The organism is Amycolatopsis sp. GM8, assembly GCF_021653975.1.
GTDB lineage: Bacteria > Actinomycetota > Actinomycetes > Mycobacteriales > Pseudonocardiaceae > Amycolatopsis_E.
Genome location: NZ_JAJKFK010000007.1, coordinates 93,161 through 113,725, shown reverse-complemented (window position 1 = coordinate 113,725; position 20,565 = coordinate 93,161). Strand labels below are relative to the sequence as shown.

Sequence of the window (20,565 nt, the reverse complement as noted above, 5' to 3'; positions counted from 1 at the left end):
GCACCCGGTGACGGTCCCGGGGGTATCGTTCCCGGATCGCATCTTCAGTTGAAGCCGATGATCCCGCACAGCTGTGCTGGGATGGACCTCAGGCGGGTTTCCGGTGGCCACGGTGACGAATTCAGCAGGCTCCTCTCGGAGCAGGCATCCCGTGTGGCCGCTTCGCCACCCCTGACCTGCAGGTCTCGAGCCGGCGAAGCCGCACGGGCAGTAGCGAACCGCAGCGCGATCAGACGCGGGCGGTAGTCCGCTGATCCACCTGGAGGCGTGGATCGGTCAGGAAGGACATGTGTGAGCAACACCGATCTTTTGAGCGGTGACCTGGACACCCAGGCCGCTCCGGCCGCGTCGGGATCAGCGGAACAGTCGAACGGCAGCGCGCCCAAGCGCAAGACCGGCGGCCTTTCCGGCATGGTGATCGCCGACCTGCGGGAACTCGCGGCAGAGCTGGGTGTCGGGGACACCAAGGGCATGCGGAAGGGCGACCTCATCGCCGCGATTCGGGAGCGCCAGGGCAAGACGCCGCGCAAGCGTGCCGCGGTCGACGAGACGCTTCCCTTCGACGGCGTGGCCGAGCGGCCGAGCGTCGCCGCGCCCGCGGAGAAGCGGGAGAAGCCCGTGGAGAAGAAGGCTGCCGAGCAGCCCGTGGCCGAGAAGGCCCCGCAGCCGGAGAAGAACAGCGAGGAAGCCTCTCAGCAGGGCGAAGATGGTGCCCGTCAGGGCGGCAGCCGCCGTCGTCGTGGCTCCAGCCGTCCGGCCGGTAGCCCGGAGGGCGGCCAGCGTGACAACGGGCCGCGGGACAACGCGCCGCGCGATGGCGGCCAGCGTGACAGTGGCCAGCGTGACAACGCGCCGCGTGACGGTGGGCAGCAGCGCACCGAGCAGCCGCAGCGCGAGCGTGACGGCGGCCAGGGCGGTGGCAACCGCCGCCAGCAGAACAACAACCAGCAGCAGAACAACCGCGGTCAGCAGAACCCGGCCAACGCGGACAACGGTGACGACGAGGAAGGCGGCCGTCGCGGTCGCCGGTTCCGCGACCGTCGCCGCCGTGGCGGTGGCCGCACCGAAGGCGGTACCCCGGACACCGAGATCCGCGAGGACGACGTCCTGCTGCCGGTCGCCGGCATCCTCGACGTGCTGGACAACTACGCGTTCGTCCGCACCTCGGGCTACCTGGCGGGGCCGAACGACGTGTACGTGTCGCTTTCGCTGGTGCGCAAGTACAACCTGCGCCGTGGCGACGCGATCACCGGTGTCGTCAAGCAGCCCCGCGAGGGCGAGCAGCAGCGGCAGAAGTTCAACCCGCTGGTGCGCGTGGACACCATCAACGGCCTCGAGCCGGACGCGGCCAAGAAGCGGCCCGAGTTCACCAAGCTGACCCCGCTCTACCCCAACGAGCGGCTGCGCCTGGAGACGGACTCGCACAAGCTGACCACCCGCGTCATCGACCTGGTGATGCCGGTCGGCAAGGGCCAGCGTGCGCTGATCGTGTCGCCGCCGAAGGCCGGCAAGACGACGATCATGCAGGACGTCGCGAACGCGATCACCACGAACAACCCCGAGTGCCACCTGATGGTCGTCCTCGTCGACGAGCGTCCGGAAGAGGTCACCGACATGCAGCGCTCGGTGAAGGGTGAGGTCATCGCCTCGACCTTCGACCGGCCGCCGTCGGACCACACCTCGGTCGCGGAGCTGTCCATCGAGCGGGCCAAGCGGCTCGTCGAGATGGGCATGGACGTGGTGGTCCTGCTCGACTCGATCACCCGTCTCGGCCGTGCGTACAACCTGGCGGCGCCGGCGTCCGGCCGGATCCTCTCCGGTGGTGTCGACTCGACCGCGCTGTTCCCGCCGAAGCGTTTCCTCGGCGCGGCGCGCAACATCGAGAACGGCGGCTCGCTGACGATCTTCGCCACGGCGATGGTCGAGACCGGGTCCACCGGTGACACGGTGATCTTCGAGGAGTTCAAGGGCACCGGCAACGCCGAGCTCAAGCTCGACCGCAAGATCGCCGAGCGGCGCGTGTTCCCGGCCGTGGACATCAACCCGTCCGGTACCCGTAAGGAAGAGCTGCTGCTCTCGCCGGACGAGCTGGCCGTGCACCACAAGCTGCACCGGGTGCTGCACGCGCTCGACTCGCAGCAGGCGATCGACCTGTTGCTGTCCCGCCTGCGCAAGACCAAGACCAACATCGAGTTCCTGATGCAGGTCTCGAAGACGGCGCTCGGCGCGGACGACGATTGATCGGCGGGCGCCCCGCCGCTGGAATACCCCGGCGGCGGGGCGCGTTGTCCGATCAGGCAAAATAGTTCCGCTGAAGTCCGGCTCCGGTTCACCTCGCGTGCGGGGACCCGGCGGCCATGATGAGAGGACCCCATGAAAAGCGGTATTCACCCCGAGTACGTCCCGACCACGGTGACGTGCGGCTGCGGCGCCACGTTCGAAACGCGGAGCACCAAGACGTCCGGCCAGATCACGGTCGAGATCTGCTCCAACTGCCACCCGTTCTACACCGGCAAGCAGAAGATTCTGGACACCGGTGGCCGGGTCGCGCGCTTCGAGGCGCGCTACGGCAAGCGTCAGAAGAAGACCGACGCCAAGTAGCTTGATCGACGGCGCCCGCCACCCGGACACCGGGGGCGGGCGCCGTTTTTGATGTCCAGCAGTTGTTCGCCGAAACAGAGGTCGTGAAGTGGATTCGTCTTCCCTGCGCGGGTTGCGTGACGAGTACGCGGAGCTGGAGAAGCAGCTCGCGGACCCGGCGGTGCACGCCGACCAGAACCGCGCGCGCAAGCTGGGCCGGCGTTACGCCGAGCTGAGCCCGGTGATCAAGGCGATCGGCGAGCTGGACACCGCCCGCGACGACCTGGCCGCCGCGCAGGAGCTGGCGCACGAGGACTCGGCGTTCGCGGCCGAAGCGCAGGAGATCGCCGCGCGCATCCCGGCGCTGGAGTCGCGGCTCACCGAGTTGCTGCTGCCGCGCGACCCGTACGACGGCTCGGATGTCGTGATGGAGATCAAGTCGGGGGAGGGCGGCGAGGAGTCCGCGCTGTTCGCGGGCGATCTGCTGCGCATGTACCTGCGTTACGCCGAGCGGCACGGCTGGAAGGCCGAGGTGCTCGACTCGGTCGATTCGGACCTCGGTGGCTACAAGGACGTCACACTTTCCTTGAAGAGCAAGGGAAGCGACGCCGACGGGGTGTGGTCGCGGCTGAAGTTCGAGGGCGGTGTGCACCGCGTCCAGCGGGTACCTGCGACCGAGTCGCAGGGCCGGATCCACACCTCCGCCGCGGGCGTGCTCATCTACCCCGAGCCCGAAGAGGTCGAGGTCGAGATCGACCCGAACGACCTGCGCATCGACGTCTTCCGCTCGTCGGGCCCGGGTGGGCAGAGCGTCAACACCACCGACTCGGCGGTTCGCGTGACGCACCTGCCGACCGGGATCGTGGTGTCGTGCCAGAACGAGAAGTCACAGATCCAGAACCGGGCGCGCGCGATCCAGGTGCTGCAGGCCCGCCTGCAGGCGCTGGCCGAGGAAGAGGCCGCCAGCAAGGCGGCCGACGCGCGGCGCTCGCAGGTCCGCACCGTGGACCGGTCCGAGCGGGTGCGCACCTACAACTTCCCGGAGAACCGGATTTCCGATCACCGGGTCAACTACAAGGCGTACAACCTGGACCAGGTGCTGGACGGAGAACTCGGCGCGGTGCTCGACGCACTGGCGACCGCGGACCGCGAGGAGCGGCTCGCCGCGGCCGGTTCCTGATCAACGATGTGATGCGCTGATGCCGAAGGGCGTTCTCTCGGATCGGTCGTTTCCGAGTTGGCTCGCCGCGGACTTGTCCCCGTGCGGCGAGAGGGAACTGACTTTCCGACTTTTGACGTACCACCGGATGCCAGCCCGATCACCCCCGACATGGTGCGCCAGGCTCTTGACGAGTAATCCCGTGAGCGCGCTGCTGGACGTCAACGTCCTCATCGCCTTGGCTTGGCCGAATCACCTTCACCACCGACCGGCTCGCCGGTGGTTCGACAATCGTGTCGTCGAACAAGAAAGTCATCCCTGACGCGAGCCTCCGTTCGATTTGCATCGGCTCGGCAGCCATCAACAGGTCATCGACGTTCATCTCGCCGCGCTGGCCGTGCGCAACGGAGGCACGCTCGCCACATTCGACCGAGGCCTCACCCGGGGCCTCGCACCCGATGTCCGCGAGGTCGTCGAACTCGTGCCCGTCAGCTGACCGGGATGCGCGAGTTCCACAGCCGCTTGTGGGAAAGTGAGCACCGTGAAGCGGCAACCCTTGCGTCTGGCGATCCTCGAGGCGACCAGGCTCCTGGAGCAGGCCGGCGTCGCGTCCCCGCGGACCGACGCCGAACTGCTCGCCGCGCATGTGCTCGGGGTGGAGCGCGGGCGGCTGCCGTTGATCCCGCTCGTCGATCCGCCCGTGATCGAGGCGATCGGGCAGCTCGTCGCCCAGCGGGCCAAACGGGTGCCGCTGCAACACCTGACCGGGTGGGCCGCGCTCGGCGACATCACCGTCAGCGTCGGCCTCGGCGTGTTCATCCCGCGGCCCGAGACCGAGCTGCTCCTGGAATGGGGCCTGCACCTGCTCGAGCACCGCGAGTACCCGGTGGTCGTCGACCTGTGCACCGGCTCGGGCGCGCTCGCGCTCGCGTTCGCGCACGCCCGGCCGGACGCGGTGGTCTATGCCGTCGACATCGATCCGAACGCGCTCGCCTGGGCACGCCACAACGCCGACGCCCGCGCCGCCGACGGTGATACGCCGATCCGGCTGTACTCGGGCGATGTCGGCGACAACACGATCTTCGCCGAACTGGACGGGCTCGTGGATCTCGTGGTGTGCAACCCGCCGTATGTCCCGCCGGGCGGCGAGCTGCCGCCCGAGGTGATCGACTACGACCCGGCGCAGGCCGTGTTCGCCGCCGAGGGCGGGCTCGCGGTGATCCGCCAGGCCGTCGCGACCGCGGCGCGGCTGCTCAGGCCCGGCGGCGGCATGGCGATCGAGCACGACGACTCCCACGGCGCGGCGGCGCCCGCGATCGTCACCTCGCGCAAGGTCCTCACCGATGTCCGGGACCACCGGGATCTGGCCGGCCGCCCGCGGTTCGTCACCGCCCGCCGCGCTTAGGACCCGCAACGAAAGCATCACAGGCCGCCGAATAGTCTCTGGGCCATGAGTGCGGTGTACGACTGCGGCCGGCCGGAATCACGGGCCGAGGGGTTGGCGGCGGCCGCGGGGGCGGTGCGTTCGAGCCGGCTCGTCGTGCTGCCGACCGACACGGTGTACGGCATCGGCGCGGACGCGTTCGACGCCGGCGCGGTGCGTTCGCTGCTGCAGGCCAAGCACCGCGGGCCGGACATGCCGGTCGGTGTGCTGGTCGGTTCGTGGTCCACAGTGGACGGCCTGGTGCTGGGAATGCCGCCGCAGGCAAGGGCTTTGATCGAGGCGTTCTGGCCCGGTGACCTCTCACTGGTGCTGCCGCACGCGCCGAGCCTGCAGTGGGACCTCGGCAGCACGCGCGGCACGGTGATGCTGCGGATGCCGCTGCACCCGGTCGCGCTGGAACTGCTGCGCGACGTCGGCCCGATGGCCGTGTCGAGCGCGAACGTGTCCGGGCAGCCGCCCGCGGCGAACGCCCAGGACGCCCAGGACCAGCTCGGCGAGTCCGTCGCGGTGTACCTCGACGGCGGTCCGAGCGGCGACCCCGTCCCCTCCAGCATCGTCGACCTGACCGGCAACGAACCCGTCCTGCTGCGTGCGGGTGCGGTGAGTGCCGACGCGGTGTCCGAGGTGCTCGGTTTCCCGGTGACCGTCCCGTCCTGATGACTCCCATCGCCACAGCCGGGCTCCCCATCAAGGAGTACATCCTCGTCGGGCTCATCTCGACGACCCTGACCTTCCTGCTCACCGGCCTCGTCCGCCGGTTCGCGATCCGGGTGGGCGCCATCGCCAACCCCCGCGCGCGCGACGTGCACGTCATCCCGATCCCGCGGATGGGTGGCCTCGCGATGTACCTCGGCGTGGCCGGCGGCATGGCGATGGCGCACCAGCTGCCCGTGCTGCGCCGCGCCTTCGAGTACTCGCTCGACCCGATCGGCGTGCTGATCGGCGGCGGCGTGATCGTGCTGATCGGCGCCGTCGACGACCGGTTCGAGATCGACGCCTGGACCAAGCTCGCCGGGCAGGTGCTGTGCGCGGGCATCCTGGTCATCTTCGGCGTGCAGTGGAACGTGTTCTGGGTGCCGTGGGGCGGCAACGGCGCCGCGCTGGGCCAGGTCATCACGCTCGATTCCAACCAGGGCAGCCTGCTGATGGTGGTGCTGGTGGTGTTGCTGGTGAACGCGATGAACTTCGTCGACGGCCTCGACGGGCTCGCCGCCGGCCTCGGTTTCATCGCCGCGACGGCGACCTGCGCGTTCTCGCTCGGCCTGCTCAACTCCGCGGGCGGCGACGTGGGCACGTACCCGCCGGCGCTGATCGCGGCCACGCTCGCCGGCGCGTGCCTGGGCTTCCTGCCGCACAACTTCCAGCCCGCGAAGATCTTCATGGGCGACTCCGGCTCGATGATGATCGGCCTGATGCTGGCCGGCGCCACCACCTCGGCGTCCGGCAAGATCAACTACACCCGGTTCGGCGGCTCGGACGCGCTCGCGCTGCTGTCCCCGCTGCTGGTCGTGGTCGCGGTGCTGTTCCTGCCGGTGCTGGACCTGCTGATGGCCATCATCCGGCGCACCCGGCGCGGCGAGAGCCCGTTCGCTGCGGACAAGATGCACCTGCACCACCGGCTGCTGGAAATCGGGCACTCCCAGCGCCGGGCCGTGCTGCTGATTTATCTGTGGGCCGGGCTACTCGGTTTCGGTGCCGTTTCGCTGACCCTGTTCGATACCGCCGTGGTGCTGTGGATCGTCGGCGCGGGACTGGTGCTCGCGATCATCGTTTCGGTCATCCCTAGACTGAGGTCGAGGAACCAGCAGGGAGTGTCATGACCGAGAAGACCGAAAACCCGCACGCCCAGTCCGTGCTCAAGCTCGCGGACGCGATGTACCGGGGTGCGCTCTGGCCGGCGGTGGCCACCGTCGTGATCGGTGCGGTGGTGTCGCTGATCCTGGTCGGGCTGCCCGGCCTGTTCGGCGCGATCGCCGGAGGCGCCGTCGCGTTCGCCTCCTCGCTGGTGACGCTGTGGATGATGCGCAGGACCGCCGCGATGGACCCGATGGCCGTGATGGCCGTGTCGCTCGGCGGCTACATCGTGAAGATCCTGGTGCTACTCGGCGTGATGATGGGACTGCGGCACGTATCGTTCCTGCATTCGAAAGCGCTGGCGTTCACGATGCTGGCGGTCATTCTCGTCTGGGCCGCCGCCGAGTTCGTGGCTTTCCGCCGGACCAGGATTCCGACCATCATTCCCGCGTCGGAGTCTTAAGGAGTACGCCCGTACGGCAGCCGTATACCGGCTGGTATCGTCCGGATCGTGGAGGCGGGTACCGGCCGCGCTCCCGATGGCGGAACCCCGACCAGCACTGTGGCGATCGTGATGGAGCCTCGGGCATCGGTCGTTCTGGACTCGTCTTCGGGAACGTAACGCTGAACTCCCCCGGTGGCTGATTGTTAACCCCCGGTTCACTGACGGGAGCCGCTTCCAACTACCCGAAACGTGTCGGGTACGTTAAGTCCAGATCGTGACGATTCCCCCGGCGGAGTGAACGCCGGCCGGGAGAACCGGAAGGAGCCCAGTTGGGCGCGCTGGTAGTAACCGAGGGCGGCAGTGCCTTGACGGCCTTCACGCCTCCCGGTGCCGGAGATTTCGACCTGCCGCCGATCTTCGGCGGCGTAACGAAGCCGATGATTCTCGTCGTGCTGTCGGTGATCATCATCGCGGCATACTTCCTGATCAGCTCTCGCAAGCTGAAGATCGTGCCGAGCAAGGGCCAGTTCGCCGCCGAGTACATCTACGACTTCGCGCGCAACGGCATCGCTCGTGAGCAGATCGGTTCGAAGGATTTCAAGCCGTACATCCCGCTCGTACTCAGCTTGTTCAGCTTCGTGCTGGTGAACAACGTGTTCGGGATCATCCCGATCCTGCAGTTCCCGACGCTGGCGCACATCGGCTACCCGATCGCCTTGTCGCTGCTCGTTGTTTACCCCGTCTACCACTTCGTGGGCTTCAAGCGGCACGGTTTCGTGGGCTATCTCAAGCACGCGACCGTCCCGCCGGGCGCCCCGCTGGCGATCTACTTCCTGCTGACTCCCATCGAGTTCCTGCAGAAGTTCGTGCTCAACCCGATCACCCTCGCCATCCGGGTGTTCGCCGCCATGTTCGCCGGTCACCTGATCATCCTGGTGTTCACCATCGGTGGTGAGTACCTGCTGACCCAGGCCGGTGGCGTCATCTCGAAGCCGGTTTCGGTCGTCTCGTTCCTCTTCGCGATCCTGATGATCTTCGTCGAGGCGCTGATCCAGGTCGTCCAGGCATATGTGTTCGCGGTGCTGTCCGCCAACTACATCGGCGCGGCACTCGCCGAAGACCACTGACAGGCAACGAAAACCGCAAGCCCCGATCCGCACACTGACCGCGGACCGACTGAAAGGGAAGTACCAAGTGAGCAACATCGTTCTTGCCCAGGCCACGGAAGCCGCTGTGAACCTCAACCCCGGTCTCGCCGCGATCGGCTACGGCCTGGGTGCGATCGGCCCCGGTATCGGTGTGGGTCTGATCTGGGCCGCGGTCATCAACGGCACCGCTCGTCAGCCGGAGGCGCAGGGCAAGCTGATGGGTATCGCGTGGACCACCTTCGTGCTTACCGAGGTGCTCGCGCTGATCGGCCTGGTCATCTACTTCATCGCCTCCAACGCCTGAGTTTCCCGCTCACGTTTAAGGAGTGTCGTTGTGGTGAAGACCCAGATCCTGCTCGCTGCGGAGCAAGCGCCGAACCCGGTGCTGCCGCACCCCAGCGAGATCATTCTCGGCCTCGTCGCCTTCCTGATCCTGCTGTTCCTGCTGTGGAAGTTCGCGGTGCCGCGGTTCGAGAAGCTCTACGAGGAGCGGACCGCCAAGATCGAGGGCGGCATCGAGAAGGCCGAAAAGGCGGAGGCTGAGGCGGAGGAGGCGCTGGCCCGGTACAAGGCCCAGCTCGCCGACGCCTACTCCGAGGCGGCGAAGATCCGCGACGACGCGCGGCTCGAGGCCGAGCGCATCAAGGAAGAGTTGCGGGCCGAGGCACAGGACGAGGCCGCGCGCATCATCGCGCAGGGCCACGCCGCGCTGCAGGCCCAGAAGGCACAGATCGTCGCCGAACTGCGGGCCGAACTGGGCCGGAACTCGGTCGAGCTGGCCAGCCGGATCGTCGGCGAGTCCCTCGAGGACGACGCGCGGCGCCGCGGCACGGTCGACCGTTTCCTCGCCGAGCTCGGCAGCGGCAACGGCGCGGGGAAGTAAGGGCCGATGACTAGCCCGACATCACTGCACGCCGCCAGCCGCGAAGCACTCGCCGAGGCCGGGCGCACTCTCGACGAGGTGCTCGGCCAGGCCGGTGTGCGACCGGAGGCCCTCGGTACGGAGCTGTTCTCCGTGGTCGACCTGCTGACCGCGGAGATCGGGCTGCGCCGGGCACTCGGCGACGGATCCTCCGACCCGGAGGCCCGCAAGCGCCTGGTCTCGTCGCTGCTGACCGGCAAGGTGTCCGCGCCCGCGCTGCGGGTGCTCGACGCCGCGGTCGGCCAGCGGTGGTCCAGCCCGCGGGAGCTGCTGGACGGTCTCGAGGACCTCGGTCGCACCGCGTTGTTGACCAGCGCGGAAAAGGCCGGGAACCTGGACACTGTCGAGGACGAGTTGTTCCGGATTGCTCGTATCGTGGTCGGTGAGCCCGAACTCGAACAGGCGCTTTCGGACGCGATGGCGCCCGTGGCGGCCAAGCGCAAGCTGGTGCGCGAACTCCTCGACGGCAAGGTCGGTGCGGTGAGCCTGGCACTGGTCGAGCAGGTGGTCGCCCGCCGGACCGGCCGCGGTGTCGGGTTCGGCCTGGACCAGCTGGTCAAGCTGGCCGCGGAACGGCGCCGGCGCTCCGTCGCCTACGTCGTCAGCGCGAGCGCCCTTTCCGCCCAGCAGCAAGATCAGCTGGCCGAGAAACTGCACGGGATCTACGGGCGGCCGATCGCCCTGCACGTCGAGGTGGACCCCCGGCTCGGCGGCGGGCTCGTCGTCCGCGTCGGTGACGAGGTCATCGACGGCAGCGCGGCCGGCCGGATCGCGACACTGCGCAGGCAGCTCGCGTGACACGGCGGGCAACACAGACTTTGGATACAGGTAAGAACGAAGCGAGAGCGGGAACGACATGGCGGAGCTGACGATCTCCTCGGACGAGATCCGTAGCGCGATCGAGAACTACGTCTCGAGTTACTCACCCGACGTGAGCCGGGAAGAGGTCGGCTTCGTCGTGGACACCGGCGACGGCGTCGCGCACGTGGAGGGCCTGCCCTCGACCATGGCGAACGAGCTGCTGGAGTTCCCCGGCGGCATCCTCGGCGTCGCGCAGAACCTGGAACCGCGCCGGATCGGCGTCGTGATCCTGGGTAACTACGAGAAGATCGAAGAGGGCCAGGAGGTCAAGCGGACCGGGCAGATCCTGTCGATCCCGGTCGGCGAGGACTTCCTCGGCCGGGTCATCGACCCCCTGGGCGCACCGATCGACGGCCTCGGCGACATCGCCTCGACCGAGCGGCGCGCGCTGGAGCTGCAGGCCGCTTCGGTGGTGCAGCGGCAGCCGGTGTCGGAGCCGCTGCAGACCGGGATCACCGCGATCGACGCGATGACGCCGATCGGCCGCGGCCAGCGCCAGCTGATCATCGGTGACCGCAAGACCGGCAAGACGGCGGTCTGCGTGGACACGATCATCAACCAGAAGGCGAACTGGGACAGCGGCGACCCGTCGAAGCAGGTCCGTTGCATCTACGTCGCGGTCGGCCAGAAGGGCTCGACCATCGCCGGTGTGCGCAAGTCCCTGGAGGACGCGGGCGCACTGCAGTACACGACGATCGTGGCCGCCCCGGCCTCGGACTCGGCCGGCTTCAAGTGGCTCGCCCCCTACACCGGCTCGGCACTCGGCCAGCACTGGATGTACCAGGGCAAGCACGTGCTGATCGTGTTCGACGACCTGTCCAAGCAGGCCGACGCCTACCGCGCGATCTCGCTGCTGCTGCGCCGCCCGCCGGGCCGCGAGGCGTACCCCGGCGACGTCTTCTACTTGCACTCGCGCCTGCTCGAGCGGTGCGCGAAGCTGTCCGACGAGCTGGGCGGCGGCTCGCTGACCGGGCTGCCGATCATCGAGACCAAGGCCAACGACATCTCGGCCTACATCCCGACGAACGTCATCTCGATCACCGACGGCCAGTGCTTCTTCCAGTCGGACCTGTTCAACTCGGGCCAGCGCCCGGCGGTCGACGTGACCACGTCGGTCTCCCGGGTCGGTGGTGACGCGCAGATCAAGGCCATGAAGACGGTCTCGGGCTCGCTGCGGATCGACCTTTCGCAGTACCAGGAGCTGCAGGCGTTCGCCGCCTTCGCCTCCGACCTGGACCCGACCTCACGTGCCCAGCTGGACCGCGGTGTCCGCCTGTACGAGGTGCTCAAGCAGCCCCAGTACTCGCCGGTGCCGGTCGAGCAGCAGGTCCTCACGGTGTTCCTCGGGACCAACGGGCACTTCGACGACGTGCCGGTCGACGACGTCGCGCGGTTCAACCACGAGCTGCTGGAGAACCTGCGCCACAAGCACGACGACATCCTCGCCGAGATCCGCGACAAGGGTAAGTGGTCGGAGGATCTGGCCGAGCGCGTCGTCGCGGGGACCAACGAGTTCAAGAAGGGCTTCACCACCTCGGAAGGCGGCCGGCTGGTCAACGAGGCCGAAGCCGAGGCCATGGACGCCGACCAGGTCGGGCAGGAGACCGTCAAGGTCAACAAGCCCGCCCCGAAGAACTGACCGGATAGCTGATGGCGCAACTTCGCGAGCTCCGGGCAAAGATCCGGGCGACGAAATCGATCGGCAAGATCACCAAGGCGATGGAGCTGATCGCCACCTCGCGCATCGGCCGCGCGCAGGCGCGGGTGGCGGCCTCCCGGCCCTACTCGACCGAGATCACCAAGGTGCTCTCGGCGCTGGCCGGCGCGGCGTCCAATTTGGACGATCCGTTCCTGGTGGAGCGGGTCAACCCGACGCGGGCCGCGGTGCTGGTGGTGACCAGTGACAAGGGTCTGTGCGGTGGTTACAACACCAACGTGCTGCGGGCCACCGAAGAGCTGCTTTCCTTGCTGCGCAAGGAGGGCAAGGAGCCGTCGGTGTATGTCATCGGTGGCAAGGGCCTGAACTACTACAAGTTCCGGGGCCGCGAGGTCGCGGGCAGCTGGACCGGTTTCTCCGACCAGCCGCACTACGAGAACGCGGCGGTCGCGGGCAACGCGCTCACCGAGTCGTTCCTGGCCGAGGCCGGCGTGGACGAGGTGCACATCGTGTACACCGAGTTCCGCTCCATGCTCAGCCAGGTGCCCACGGCCAAGCGCGTCGCCCCGCTGGAAATCGAGTACACCGCGGAGCAGGAGCAGCCGCCGGCGGCGGCGGACCTGCTGCCCTCGTACGAGTTCGAGCCCAGCGCGGACAAGCTGCTGTCGGCCCTGCTGCCGAAATACGTCAACACGCGGATCTTCTCGGCGTTGCTGGAGTCGGCGGCGTCGGAGCTGGCCGCCCGCCGGACGGCCATGAAGGCGGCGTCCGACAACGCCAACGATCTGGTGAACACCTACACCCGGCTGGCCAACCAGGCGCGGCAGGCTCAGATCACCCAGGAGATCAGCGAAATCGTCGGTGGGGCCGATGCGCTCGCCGCTGTAGGAAGTGATGAGTAGATGACCACCACTGAAATCCGGACCAAGGGACGGATCGTTTCCGTCGCCGGTCCCGTCGTCGACGTCGAGTTCCCGCGCGGCGCGGTGCCCGACCTGTACAACGCGCTCAAGGTCGACATCGACTTCGCCGAGCTGCGCAAGACCGTGACCCTCGAGGTCGCTCAGCACCTGGGCGACAACCTGGTGCGCACGATCTCCCTGGCCCCGCAGGACGGTCTCGTCCGCGGCGCCGAGGTGCGCGACACCGGCGGCCCGATCTCGGTCCCGGTGGGCGACGAGGTCAAGGGCCACGTCTACAACGCGCTCGGCGACTGCCTCGACAAGCCGGGCTACGGCACGGACCTCGAGCACTGGGGCATCCACCGCAAGCCCCCGGCGTTCGATCAGCTCGAGGGCAAGACCGAGGTGCTCGAGACCGGTCTGAAGGTCATCGACCTGCTCACCCCGTACGTGCAGGGTGGCAAGATCGGCCTGTTCGGTGGTGCCGGCGTGGGCAAGACGGTGCTGATCAAGGAGATGATCACCCGTGTCGCCCGGAACTTCGGTGGCACGTCGGTGTTCGCCGGGGTCGGCGAGCGTACCCGTGAAGGTACGGACCTGTTCCTGGAGATGAGCGAGGACGGCGTCATCAACGACACCGCGCTCGTGTTCGGCCAGATGGACGAGCCCCCGGGCACCCGGATGCGGGTGGCGCTGTCCGCGCTGACGATGGCGGAGTACTTCCGCGACGTCAAGAACCAGGACGTGCTGCTGTTCATCGACAACATCTTCCGGTTCACCCAGGCGGGTTCGGAGGTGTCGACCCTGCTGGGCCGGATGCCTTCGGCGGTGGGGTACCAGCCGACGCTGGCGGATGAGATGGGTGAGCTGCAGGAGCGGATCACCTCGACCAAGGGCCGGTCGATCACCTCGCTGCAGGCGATCTACGTGCCCGCGGACGACTACACCGACCCGGCCCCGGCGACCACGTTCGCCCACCTGGACGCCACCACCGAGCTTTCCCGGTCGGTGTTCCAGAAGGGCATCTTCCCCGCGGTGGACCCGCTGGCCTCCACCTCGACCATCCTCGACCCGGCGATCGTCGGCGAGGACCACTACCGGGTCGCGTCCGAGGTCATCCGGATCCTGCAGAAGTACAAGGAGCTGCAGGACATCATCGCGATCCTCGGCATGGACGAGCTGTCCGAAGAGGACAAGCTGACCGTGCAGCGGGCGCGCCGCATCGAGCGGTTCCTGTCGCAGAACATGCTCGTGGCCGAGCAGTTCACCGGCCAGCCGGGTTCGACGGTGCCGGTCGCGGAAACCGTCGAGGCCTTCGACAAGATCGCCAAGGGCGATTTCGACCACTACCCGGAGCAGGCGTTCCTGGGTATCGGTGGCCTGGACGACCTCGAGAAGAAGTACAACGAGCTGACCAAGAAGTGAGCTGACGGCGAACGGCGAGGCGAGCGTCCTTTGTGGACTCTCAGCCTCGCCGTTTTCGTCAGCCGCCCCGGGCGTATTACACTCTGCGTGAGCGGGCGCCCGGTGCCGTTATTGAGGAGAGCCACGTGGCTGAGATTTCCGTCGAGCTTGTCGCCGTCGAGCGCCGCCTCTGGTCGGGCCAGGCCACGTTCGTGGTCGCGCAGACCACCGAGGGTGAGATCGGCATCATGCCTGGTCACGAGCCTGTTCTCGGGCAGCTCGTCGAGGGTGGCATCGTGAAGATCGACACCACCGACGGCGAGACCGTACAGGCCGCCGTGCACGGCGGCTTCCTGTCGGTGACCAATGAGCGGGTGAGTGTGCTCGCCGAGTCCGCCGAGCTCGCCAGCGAGATCGACGTCGAGGCGGCGCGGGCCGCGCTCAGCGCCGAAGACGAGGCGGAACGGGCGAGAGCAGCCGCCCAGTTGCGAGCGGCCGGCCAGCCGGCCTGACGCGGGCGACGAGCGGGAGCCGGCCATGGAGATCGCCTTGGGTGTCCTGGTCGTCCTGCTCGGTCTCGCGATCCTGGCGACCTGGTACGGCCGGCGCTGGGTGCGGATGCGGCGTGCCGGTGGGGTGAGCGTCGCGCTGCGGTGGAATCCGGACAACGCCCGCGCCGGCTGGCATCTGGGTATCGGCCGGTACGAGGGCGAGATCTTCGCCTGGTACCGCGTATGGAGCCTGCGTAATGGGCCGGACCGGGTGTTCGACCGGGAGACCCTGATGATCGCGGACCGCCGCGATCCGGCGGGCACAGAGGCGTATGCCGTCCCTGCCGACGCGACCGTGCTGCGCTGCGAGTCCGAGGGACACCGGCCGATCGAGATCGCGATGGGACCGGGTGCGCTGACCGGCTTCCTGTCCTGGCTGGAGTCCGCGCCCCCCGGCCGCCGGCTGCCGCGAGCGAGTTGATTTCCGCAGGTCAGGCCGCTGGCGCATCATGATGCATAGCTCTGATGCTATGATGTTGGTATGCGGACCACGGTGAGCATCAACGACGACTTGCTGCATGATGCCAAGACTCTCGCCGTGCAGAGCGGCAAGTCGCTGGGTGCCATCCTCGAGGATGGCCTCCGGGTTCTGCTTGCGCGCCAGGCCAAATCGCGTGAGCAGGAGGAGGAGTTCCACCTGCCCACCGACAGTGGGGGCGGCCTGCAGTTCGGCGTCGATCTGGATGACAAGGAAGCCATGGCAGCGCTCTTCGGTGAGGACGCCCCGTTCTCCGATGATCATCGTTGACGTCAATGTCCTCGTGCACGCGTTCCGCCAGGACGTCGAACACCACGAGCGGCATCGCATCTGGTTGGAGAGCAAGCTCACCGGCGTCGAGCCGGTCGGGATCAGCGAACTGGTGCTGTCCGGTGTGCTCAGGATCGTGACGAACCACCGGGTCTTCCGGGCGCCCAGCACACCGGCGAAAGCACTCGAGTTCTGCGACGCGGTCCGTAGCGCCCCGGCCGCGGTGCCGGTGCGGCCAGGGCCGCGGCATTGGGACATCTTCACCGGCCTGTGCCGCACGGTCGAGGCCCGCGGAAACCTGGTTCCGGACGCCTATCACGCCGCGCTGGCGCTGGAACAGGACGCGACCTGGGTGAGCAACGACCGGGATTTCGCCAAGTTTCCCGGGCTGCGCTGGGTTCAGCCCTTCGCCTGAGTTTCGCCGCCGGGCTGCCAGAGGATGTCGCCGTCCGGGTTGGCCAGGCGCGCGAGGATGAACAGCAGGTCGGACAGGCGGTTCAGGTACTTCACCGCGAGCACGTTCGTGCGCTGTTCGTCCGCCTCGACGAGCGCCCACCCGCTCCGCTCGGCCCGGCGCGAAACCGTTCGTGCCTGGTGCAGGAAAGCAGCCCCAGGGGTGCCGCCGGGCAGGATGAACGACGTCAGCTTCGGCAACCGCTCGTTGAACAAGTCGCACCAGCCTTCGAGGCGGGTGATGTAGTCGTCGGTGATCCGCAGCGGAGGATAGGGCGGGTTCTCGACCACCGGGGCGCACAGGTCGGCGCCCACGTCGAACAGGTCGTTCTGGACTCGCCGCAGGACATCGGCGATCTCCTCGCTCAGCCCGCCCATCGCCAGCGCGAGCCCGATGACGGAGTTCGCCTCGTCGACGTCGGCGTACGCGCCCAGCCGGGGCGAGGTCTTCGGGACGCGTGAACCGTCGCCGAGCGCTGTGGTCCCGTTGTCGCCGACCTTGGTGTACACACGGTTGATCCGTACGGGCATGCCTTGAGCTTAGGACTGCTCGAACAATCGCATGGCGTCCGGCGCGTCGAAACACACCTCGGCGGGGAAGCGGGACTGCAGGTCCCGCACCAGGTTCCGGCCGCCGCGCCAGTCGCCGGGGCGGACGGTGATCATGCCGCCGTGCCGGCCGAACACGTGCAGGATCGGCAGCCGGCCGTCGGTGTGCTCGACCCCGACGCCCGCGAGATCGTCGAACCGCACGACCGCGACCGGCACCGAACTCGAGCCGTAGTACGAGGTCAGCCCCGCCGCGCCGACCACCAGCCGGAACCCGCGCGGCGCCGTCGAGCCGACCAGTGCCCGGCTCAGCTCCCGGCCGGCGACCGGCGCGAGCGGGCTGCCCGGCAGTTCCGGCAGATCCCCCGGCAGCTGGCCCTGCGGGCCGCACAGCACGAGCTTCCCGGCCAGTTCCCGGGCGGCCGCCGCGACCGCGCCGGCGCCGACCCCGGCCAGCACCTGCTTCTGGTGTGCCGCGGCCGAATCCCAGCCGGTCAGCTCGCTCATCGCGTCGTCGAACGCGCGGTACTCGATGAACTCGCGCTCGGTGAGCTGTTCCACGAGACCCGTGCGATCCGCGGCCAGCTCCTCGCCGGTCGGCCCGTTCGCGCCGAGTGTGGCCAGTTCGGTGCGGATCGCGTCGAGGACGCGGCGCACGTGCTTGTCCGGCACGTCGGTGCCGAACCCGAGCACGGCCCGGCGCCCGTCGATCAGCTGGTGGTCGAAACCGATGTCGTAGACCAGCCCTTCCAGATGCCGCAGGCGATCCGTCAGCCGGGACATCAGAATGCCTGCCGCACAAGCCATTTCGGCGGTCCAGTCGACGAGTGCGCAGGCCACGACGCCGTTGGGCACGGTGGTCTGCGCGGGTGTCGTCAGGTCGAACGGGGTGACCGGCGGCGGCTGTCGCCGCGGCCCGTCGGGCAGGGGGAGACGCAGCTCCGCGGGCGGTGGTCCGGACAGCACCAGCGCCGCGTTGCCGCGATGGAACCACCGGGCGCGCCAGGCCCGCACGTCGTCGGCGCTGGCGTGCACGGTCGCGACCTGGAGATTGCCCGCCAGGCCGAACGCCTGGTTGCCGAACCAGATCGAGGCCGGCAGCCATTCGGTCACCCCGGGTCCGTCGCTGGTGCGCTCCTCGGCGACGAGGATGTCGCGTTCGACTTCGAGCGGCCCGGTGTCGAGATTGCTCAGCGAAACGCAGATCCGGCGGAGGTGGTCGACGACGGTCTCAGTGCTGCTGGTGACATCGAAACTCGTGTGCAGCATCGCGGTCGACGCGTTGTTTTCGTACCGGCCGGTGCGCAGCGGCCGCATCGCCAGATGCTCGACGAGGTGTGTTATGCCCGTTTCGAGGAACGTCTCGTGGGCGATGCCGACTCCGAAGAGCAGGCTCGCGTTCAGCCGTCCGGGTTGGGTGTGCCAGAACACCGGGACGCCGTCCACCTCGGTCCGGTGAACCGCAGGTAGATCGGGTGCGGCCGGGCGAGCCACCATATCGGGTCTTCCTCCCCCAAGAGGGTTAAGCGCCGGACGTTCATCGCTCTGGGAGCGCGTAGTGTTTCACACTTTCGCCTGAATTGTGTTGCGGCGTGTCATCGTGTGCCCCACCGATCGGGTGGTGCGTCGGGCAGGCATGATGGCGGCCATGAGCGAGCACTTCGATGTGCATGGCGGGGCCCGGCTTGAGGGCGAAGTCGACGTTGTGGGCGCGAAGAACAGCGTCCTGAAGCTGATGGCGGCAGCGCTGCTCGCCGAGGGCACCACGACGATCACCAACTGCCCGACGATCCTCGACGTGCCGCTGATGGCGGATGTGCTGCGCAGTGTCGGCTGCGAGGTCGAGCTCGACGGCGACACGGCCACCATCACCACGCCTTCCGAGCTGTCGCACCGTGCCGACTCACCGGCGATGGGCAAGCTGCGGGCGTCGGTCTGCGTGCTGGGCCCGCTGGTCGGCCGGCTCAAGCGGGCGGTGGTGGCGCTGCCGGGCGGTGACGCGATTGGCTCGCGACCGCTGGACATGCACCAGAGCGGGCTGCGCTCGCTGGGCGCGACGAGCACGATCGAGCACGGCTGCGTGGTGGCGAAGGCCGATGAGCTGCGGGGCGCGCAGATCTGGCTGGACTTCCCGAGTGTCGGCGCGACCGAGAACATCCTGATGGCCGCGGTGCTGGCCGAAGGCACGACGGTGATCGACAACGCCGCGCGTGAGCCGGAGATCGCCGACATCTGCACGATGCTCATCGACATGGGCGCGAAGATCGAGGGCGCCGGGACCTCCACGCTGACGGTGCACGGGGTCGATTCGTTGCACCCGACGGAGCACCGGGTGATCGGTGACCGCATCGTCGGCGCCACCTGGGCCTTCGCCGCGGCGATGACCCGCGGCGACCTCACCGTGCGCGGCGTGAACCCGCATCACCTGGATCTGGTGCTGGACAAGCTGCGCCTGGCCGGTGCGGAGGTAACTCCCTTTGACGACAAGGGATTCCGGGTCGTCCAGGCGGAGCGGCCGAAGGCGGTCGACTTCGTGACGCTGCCCTATCCGGGGTTCGCCACCGACCTGCAGCCGTTCGCGGTCGCGTTGTCGGCGGTGTCCGAGGGGACGTCGATGATCACGGAGAACGTGTACGAGGCGCGGTTCCGGTTCATCGAGGAGATGGTGCGCCTGGGCGCCGACGCGCGCACCGACGGGCACCACGCGGTGGTGCGCGGGATCAACGCGCTCTCCAGCGCGCCGGTGTGGGCGTCCGACATCCGCGCCGGCGCGGGCCTCGTGCTGGCCGGCCTGTGCGGCGACGGCGTGACCGAGGTGTGGGACGTCTTCCACATCGACCGCGGCTACCCGCATTTCGTGGAGAACCTGAACCGGCTGGGCGCGAGGATCGAGCGCGTGACGGGGCAGCCGGACCGCGCCTGAGCCGTCAGAGCGCGTCGAGGCGGGCCTTGAGCAGGCAGAACTCATTGCCTTCGGGGTCGGTCAGCACATGCCACGGCTCCTGCCCCGTCTGGCCGATGTCGGCCGGGCGGGCACCGAGCGCCAGGAGGCGTTCGAGCTCGGCGTCCTGATCGCGGTCGGTGGCATTGACATCGATGTGCAACCGGGATTTCCCGGGCTCCGGCTCGTCCCGGCGACTGAGGATGATCGTCGGCTGCGGACCGCCGAACCCCGTACGTGGCCCGATCTCCAGCGTGCCGTCGTCCTCGCGGTCGAGCACGACGAAGTCCAGCACTTCGCACCAGAACCGCGCGAGCAGCTCGGGGTCGCGGCAACCGAGCACGAGTTCACTGATCCGACATGCCATCGCGAAACCTAGCCTTCCGTGGCCAACGCCACGCCGAAGCCGATGAGGGCGGTACCGGTCACCGCGTCCAGGGAACGGCGCACGCGGCGGCGCTGCAGCCAGACGCGCACCCGGTGCACCAGCGCCATCAGCACCAGGAGCCACACCGTACCCAGCACGACGACCGTGTACGCCAGTAGCAGCGCGTCCCCCGGGGTGCTGCGGCCGGGCTCGAGGAACTGCGGCAGCACGGACAAGTACAGCGCCAGCACCTTCGGGTTCGTGATGTTGGACAGGAATCCCTCGCGCCAGCGCCGGAACCCGGTGGCGCGCGAGGCGAACTCGTCGAGCTTGTGGTAGTTCCCGCGCCACGCGCCGCGCAGCGCCTGGAAACCCAGGTAGCACAGGTACAGCACGCCCGCCCAGCGCAGCGCGAAGAACACCGGTTGCGAGCGCACGATCAGCGTGCCCAGCCCGAGCGCCACCGCGGTGCCCTGCACGAGGTTGCCGACGCCGATCCCGAAGATCGCCAGCAGCCCACCGCGGGTGCCGCCCGCGAGCGCGTTCTTCAGCGTGACCATCGTGTCCGGGCCGGGTGCCAGCACGACCAGCACGACGAAGATCAGGTAGGTGCCATAGGAGCTCCACGTCACGCCCACCC

General features: G+C 68.5%; 24 protein-coding genes. 20 read left to right on the top strand and 4 right to left on the bottom strand.

Annotation, left to right across the window (positions count from 1 at the left end; translation table 11 throughout):
- Positions 1-291: 291 nt before the first annotated feature.
- The 19 genes from rho (at position 292) to LOZ83_RS29255 (ending at position 16,030) form a co-directional block, all read left to right on the top strand.
- Entirely contained in the window at positions 292-2,241 is a 1,950-nt protein-coding gene (gene rho / locus LOZ83_RS29345) for a transcription termination factor Rho (protein WP_236794962.1), read from the top strand.
- 132 nt (positions 2,242-2,373) lie between these two features.
- Entirely contained in the window at positions 2,374-2,601 is a 228-nt protein-coding gene (gene rpmE, locus LOZ83_RS29340; protein WP_236794961.1) for a 50S ribosomal protein L31, read from the top strand.
- Between the two features lie 88 nt (positions 2,602-2,689).
- Positions 2,690-3,760 carry a peptide chain release factor 1 gene (gene prfA / locus LOZ83_RS29335; protein WP_236794960.1) on the top strand — a complete coding sequence of 357 codons (1,071 nt, stop codon included), beginning with the start codon at positions 2,690-2,692 and terminating at the stop codon, positions 3,758-3,760.
- A 319-nt stretch (positions 3,761-4,079) separates the two neighbouring features.
- A complete protein-coding gene (locus LOZ83_RS29330; RefSeq protein WP_236794959.1) occupies positions 4,080-4,235 on the top strand; it encodes a hypothetical protein in 156 nt (51 codons plus the stop codon).
- A gap of 45 nt (positions 4,236-4,280) precedes the next feature.
- Positions 4,281-5,144 carry a peptide chain release factor N(5)-glutamine methyltransferase gene (gene prmC, locus LOZ83_RS29325; RefSeq protein WP_236794958.1) on the top strand — a complete coding sequence of 288 codons (864 nt, stop codon included), beginning with the start codon at positions 4,281-4,283 and terminating at the stop codon, positions 5,142-5,144.
- A gap of 45 nt (positions 5,145-5,189) precedes the next feature.
- Entirely contained in the window at positions 5,190-5,840 is a 651-nt protein-coding gene (locus LOZ83_RS29320; protein ID WP_236794957.1) for an L-threonylcarbamoyladenylate synthase, read from the top strand.
- On the top strand, positions 5,840-7,003 hold the full coding sequence (locus LOZ83_RS29315; protein WP_236794956.1) for a glycosyltransferase family 4 protein: 1,164 nt from the start codon (positions 5,840-5,842) through the stop codon (positions 7,001-7,003). The genes LOZ83_RS29320 and LOZ83_RS29315 overlap by 1 nt, the downstream gene beginning before the upstream one ends.
- Positions 7,000-7,440, top strand: coding sequence for a hypothetical protein (locus tag LOZ83_RS29310; protein WP_236794955.1), 441 nt, complete (start codon positions 7,000-7,002; stop codon positions 7,438-7,440). The genes LOZ83_RS29315 and LOZ83_RS29310 overlap by 4 nt, the downstream gene beginning before the upstream one ends.
- Positions 7,441-7,751: 311 nt before the next feature.
- Entirely contained in the window at positions 7,752-8,549 is a 798-nt protein-coding gene (gene atpB / locus LOZ83_RS29305) for a F0F1 ATP synthase subunit A (protein ID WP_236794954.1), read from the top strand.
- Between the two features lie 67 nt (positions 8,550-8,616).
- The gene (locus tag LOZ83_RS29300) at positions 8,617-8,874 is read left to right on the top strand and encodes an ATP F0F1 synthase subunit C (protein WP_236794953.1); all 258 of its coding nucleotides are present in this window, start codon (positions 8,617-8,619) and stop codon (positions 8,872-8,874) included.
- Between the two features lie 30 nt (positions 8,875-8,904).
- The gene (locus LOZ83_RS29295) at positions 8,905-9,453 is read left to right on the top strand and encodes a F0F1 ATP synthase subunit B (protein ID WP_236794952.1); all 549 of its coding nucleotides are present in this window, start codon (positions 8,905-8,907) and stop codon (positions 9,451-9,453) included.
- A gap of 6 nt (positions 9,454-9,459) precedes the next feature.
- A complete protein-coding gene (locus LOZ83_RS29290; protein ID WP_236794951.1) occupies positions 9,460-10,290 on the top strand; it encodes a F0F1 ATP synthase subunit delta in 831 nt (276 codons plus the stop codon).
- A 58-nt stretch (positions 10,291-10,348) separates the two neighbouring features.
- Positions 10,349-11,992, top strand: coding sequence for a F0F1 ATP synthase subunit alpha (atpA, locus tag LOZ83_RS29285; RefSeq protein WP_236794950.1), 1,644 nt, complete (start codon positions 10,349-10,351; stop codon positions 11,990-11,992).
- 8 nt (positions 11,993-12,000) lie between these two features.
- Positions 12,001-12,912 (top strand): F0F1 ATP synthase subunit gamma, encoded by a 912-nt coding sequence (locus LOZ83_RS29280; protein ID WP_236795335.1) that lies wholly within the window; start codon positions 12,001-12,003, stop codon positions 12,910-12,912.
- Positions 12,913-14,337, top strand: a complete 1,425-nt coding sequence (atpD, locus tag LOZ83_RS29275; RefSeq protein ID WP_236794949.1) for a F0F1 ATP synthase subunit beta — start codon at positions 12,913-12,915, stop codon at positions 14,335-14,337.
- Between the two features lie 125 nt (positions 14,338-14,462).
- Entirely contained in the window at positions 14,463-14,828 is a 366-nt protein-coding gene (locus tag LOZ83_RS29270; RefSeq protein ID WP_236794948.1) for a F0F1 ATP synthase subunit epsilon, read from the top strand.
- 25 nt (positions 14,829-14,853) lie between these two features.
- The gene (locus LOZ83_RS29265; RefSeq protein WP_236794947.1) at positions 14,854-15,288 is read left to right on the top strand and encodes a DUF2550 domain-containing protein; all 435 of its coding nucleotides are present in this window, start codon (positions 14,854-14,856) and stop codon (positions 15,286-15,288) included.
- Between the two features lie 60 nt (positions 15,289-15,348).
- A complete protein-coding gene (locus LOZ83_RS29260; protein ID WP_236794946.1) occupies positions 15,349-15,615 on the top strand; it encodes a type II toxin-antitoxin system CcdA family antitoxin in 267 nt (88 codons plus the stop codon).
- Positions 15,602-16,030: a type II toxin-antitoxin system VapC family toxin gene (locus LOZ83_RS29255; RefSeq protein ID WP_236794945.1), complete on the top strand. Its 429-nt coding sequence runs from the start codon at positions 15,602-15,604 to the stop codon at positions 16,028-16,030. Before LOZ83_RS29260 ends, LOZ83_RS29255 begins: the two co-directional genes overlap by 14 nt.
- On the opposite strand, the gene LOZ83_RS29250 is transcribed toward LOZ83_RS29255, so the two are convergent.
- Both LOZ83_RS29250 and LOZ83_RS29245 read right to left on the bottom strand, forming a co-directional pair.
- Entirely contained in the window at positions 16,015-16,599 is a 585-nt protein-coding gene (locus LOZ83_RS29250) for a cob(I)yrinic acid a,c-diamide adenosyltransferase (protein ID WP_236794944.1), read from the bottom strand. The genes LOZ83_RS29255 and LOZ83_RS29250 overlap by 16 nt on opposite strands.
- Positions 16,600-16,608: 9 nt before the next feature.
- Positions 16,609-18,114: a pitrilysin family protein gene (locus tag LOZ83_RS29245; RefSeq protein WP_236794943.1), complete on the bottom strand. Its 1,506-nt coding sequence runs from the start codon at positions 18,112-18,114 to the stop codon at positions 16,609-16,611.
- Between the two features lie 151 nt (positions 18,115-18,265).
- Here LOZ83_RS29245 and murA point away from each other — a divergent pair, with 151 nt between their 5' ends.
- Positions 18,266-19,540, top strand: coding sequence for a UDP-N-acetylglucosamine 1-carboxyvinyltransferase (murA, locus tag LOZ83_RS29240; protein WP_236794942.1), 1,275 nt, complete (start codon positions 18,266-18,268; stop codon positions 19,538-19,540).
- Between the two features lie 4 nt (positions 19,541-19,544).
- On the opposite strand, the gene LOZ83_RS29235 is transcribed toward murA, so the two are convergent.
- On the bottom strand, positions 19,545-19,925 hold the full coding sequence (locus tag LOZ83_RS29235) for a VOC family protein (protein ID WP_236794941.1): 381 nt from the start codon (positions 19,923-19,925) through the stop codon (positions 19,545-19,547).
- An 8-nt stretch (positions 19,926-19,933) separates the two neighbouring features.
- Positions 19,934-20,557, bottom strand: coding sequence for a LysE family translocator (locus tag LOZ83_RS29230; RefSeq protein WP_236794940.1), 624 nt, complete (start codon positions 20,555-20,557; stop codon positions 19,934-19,936).
- Positions 20,558-20,565: the final 8 nt, after the last annotated feature.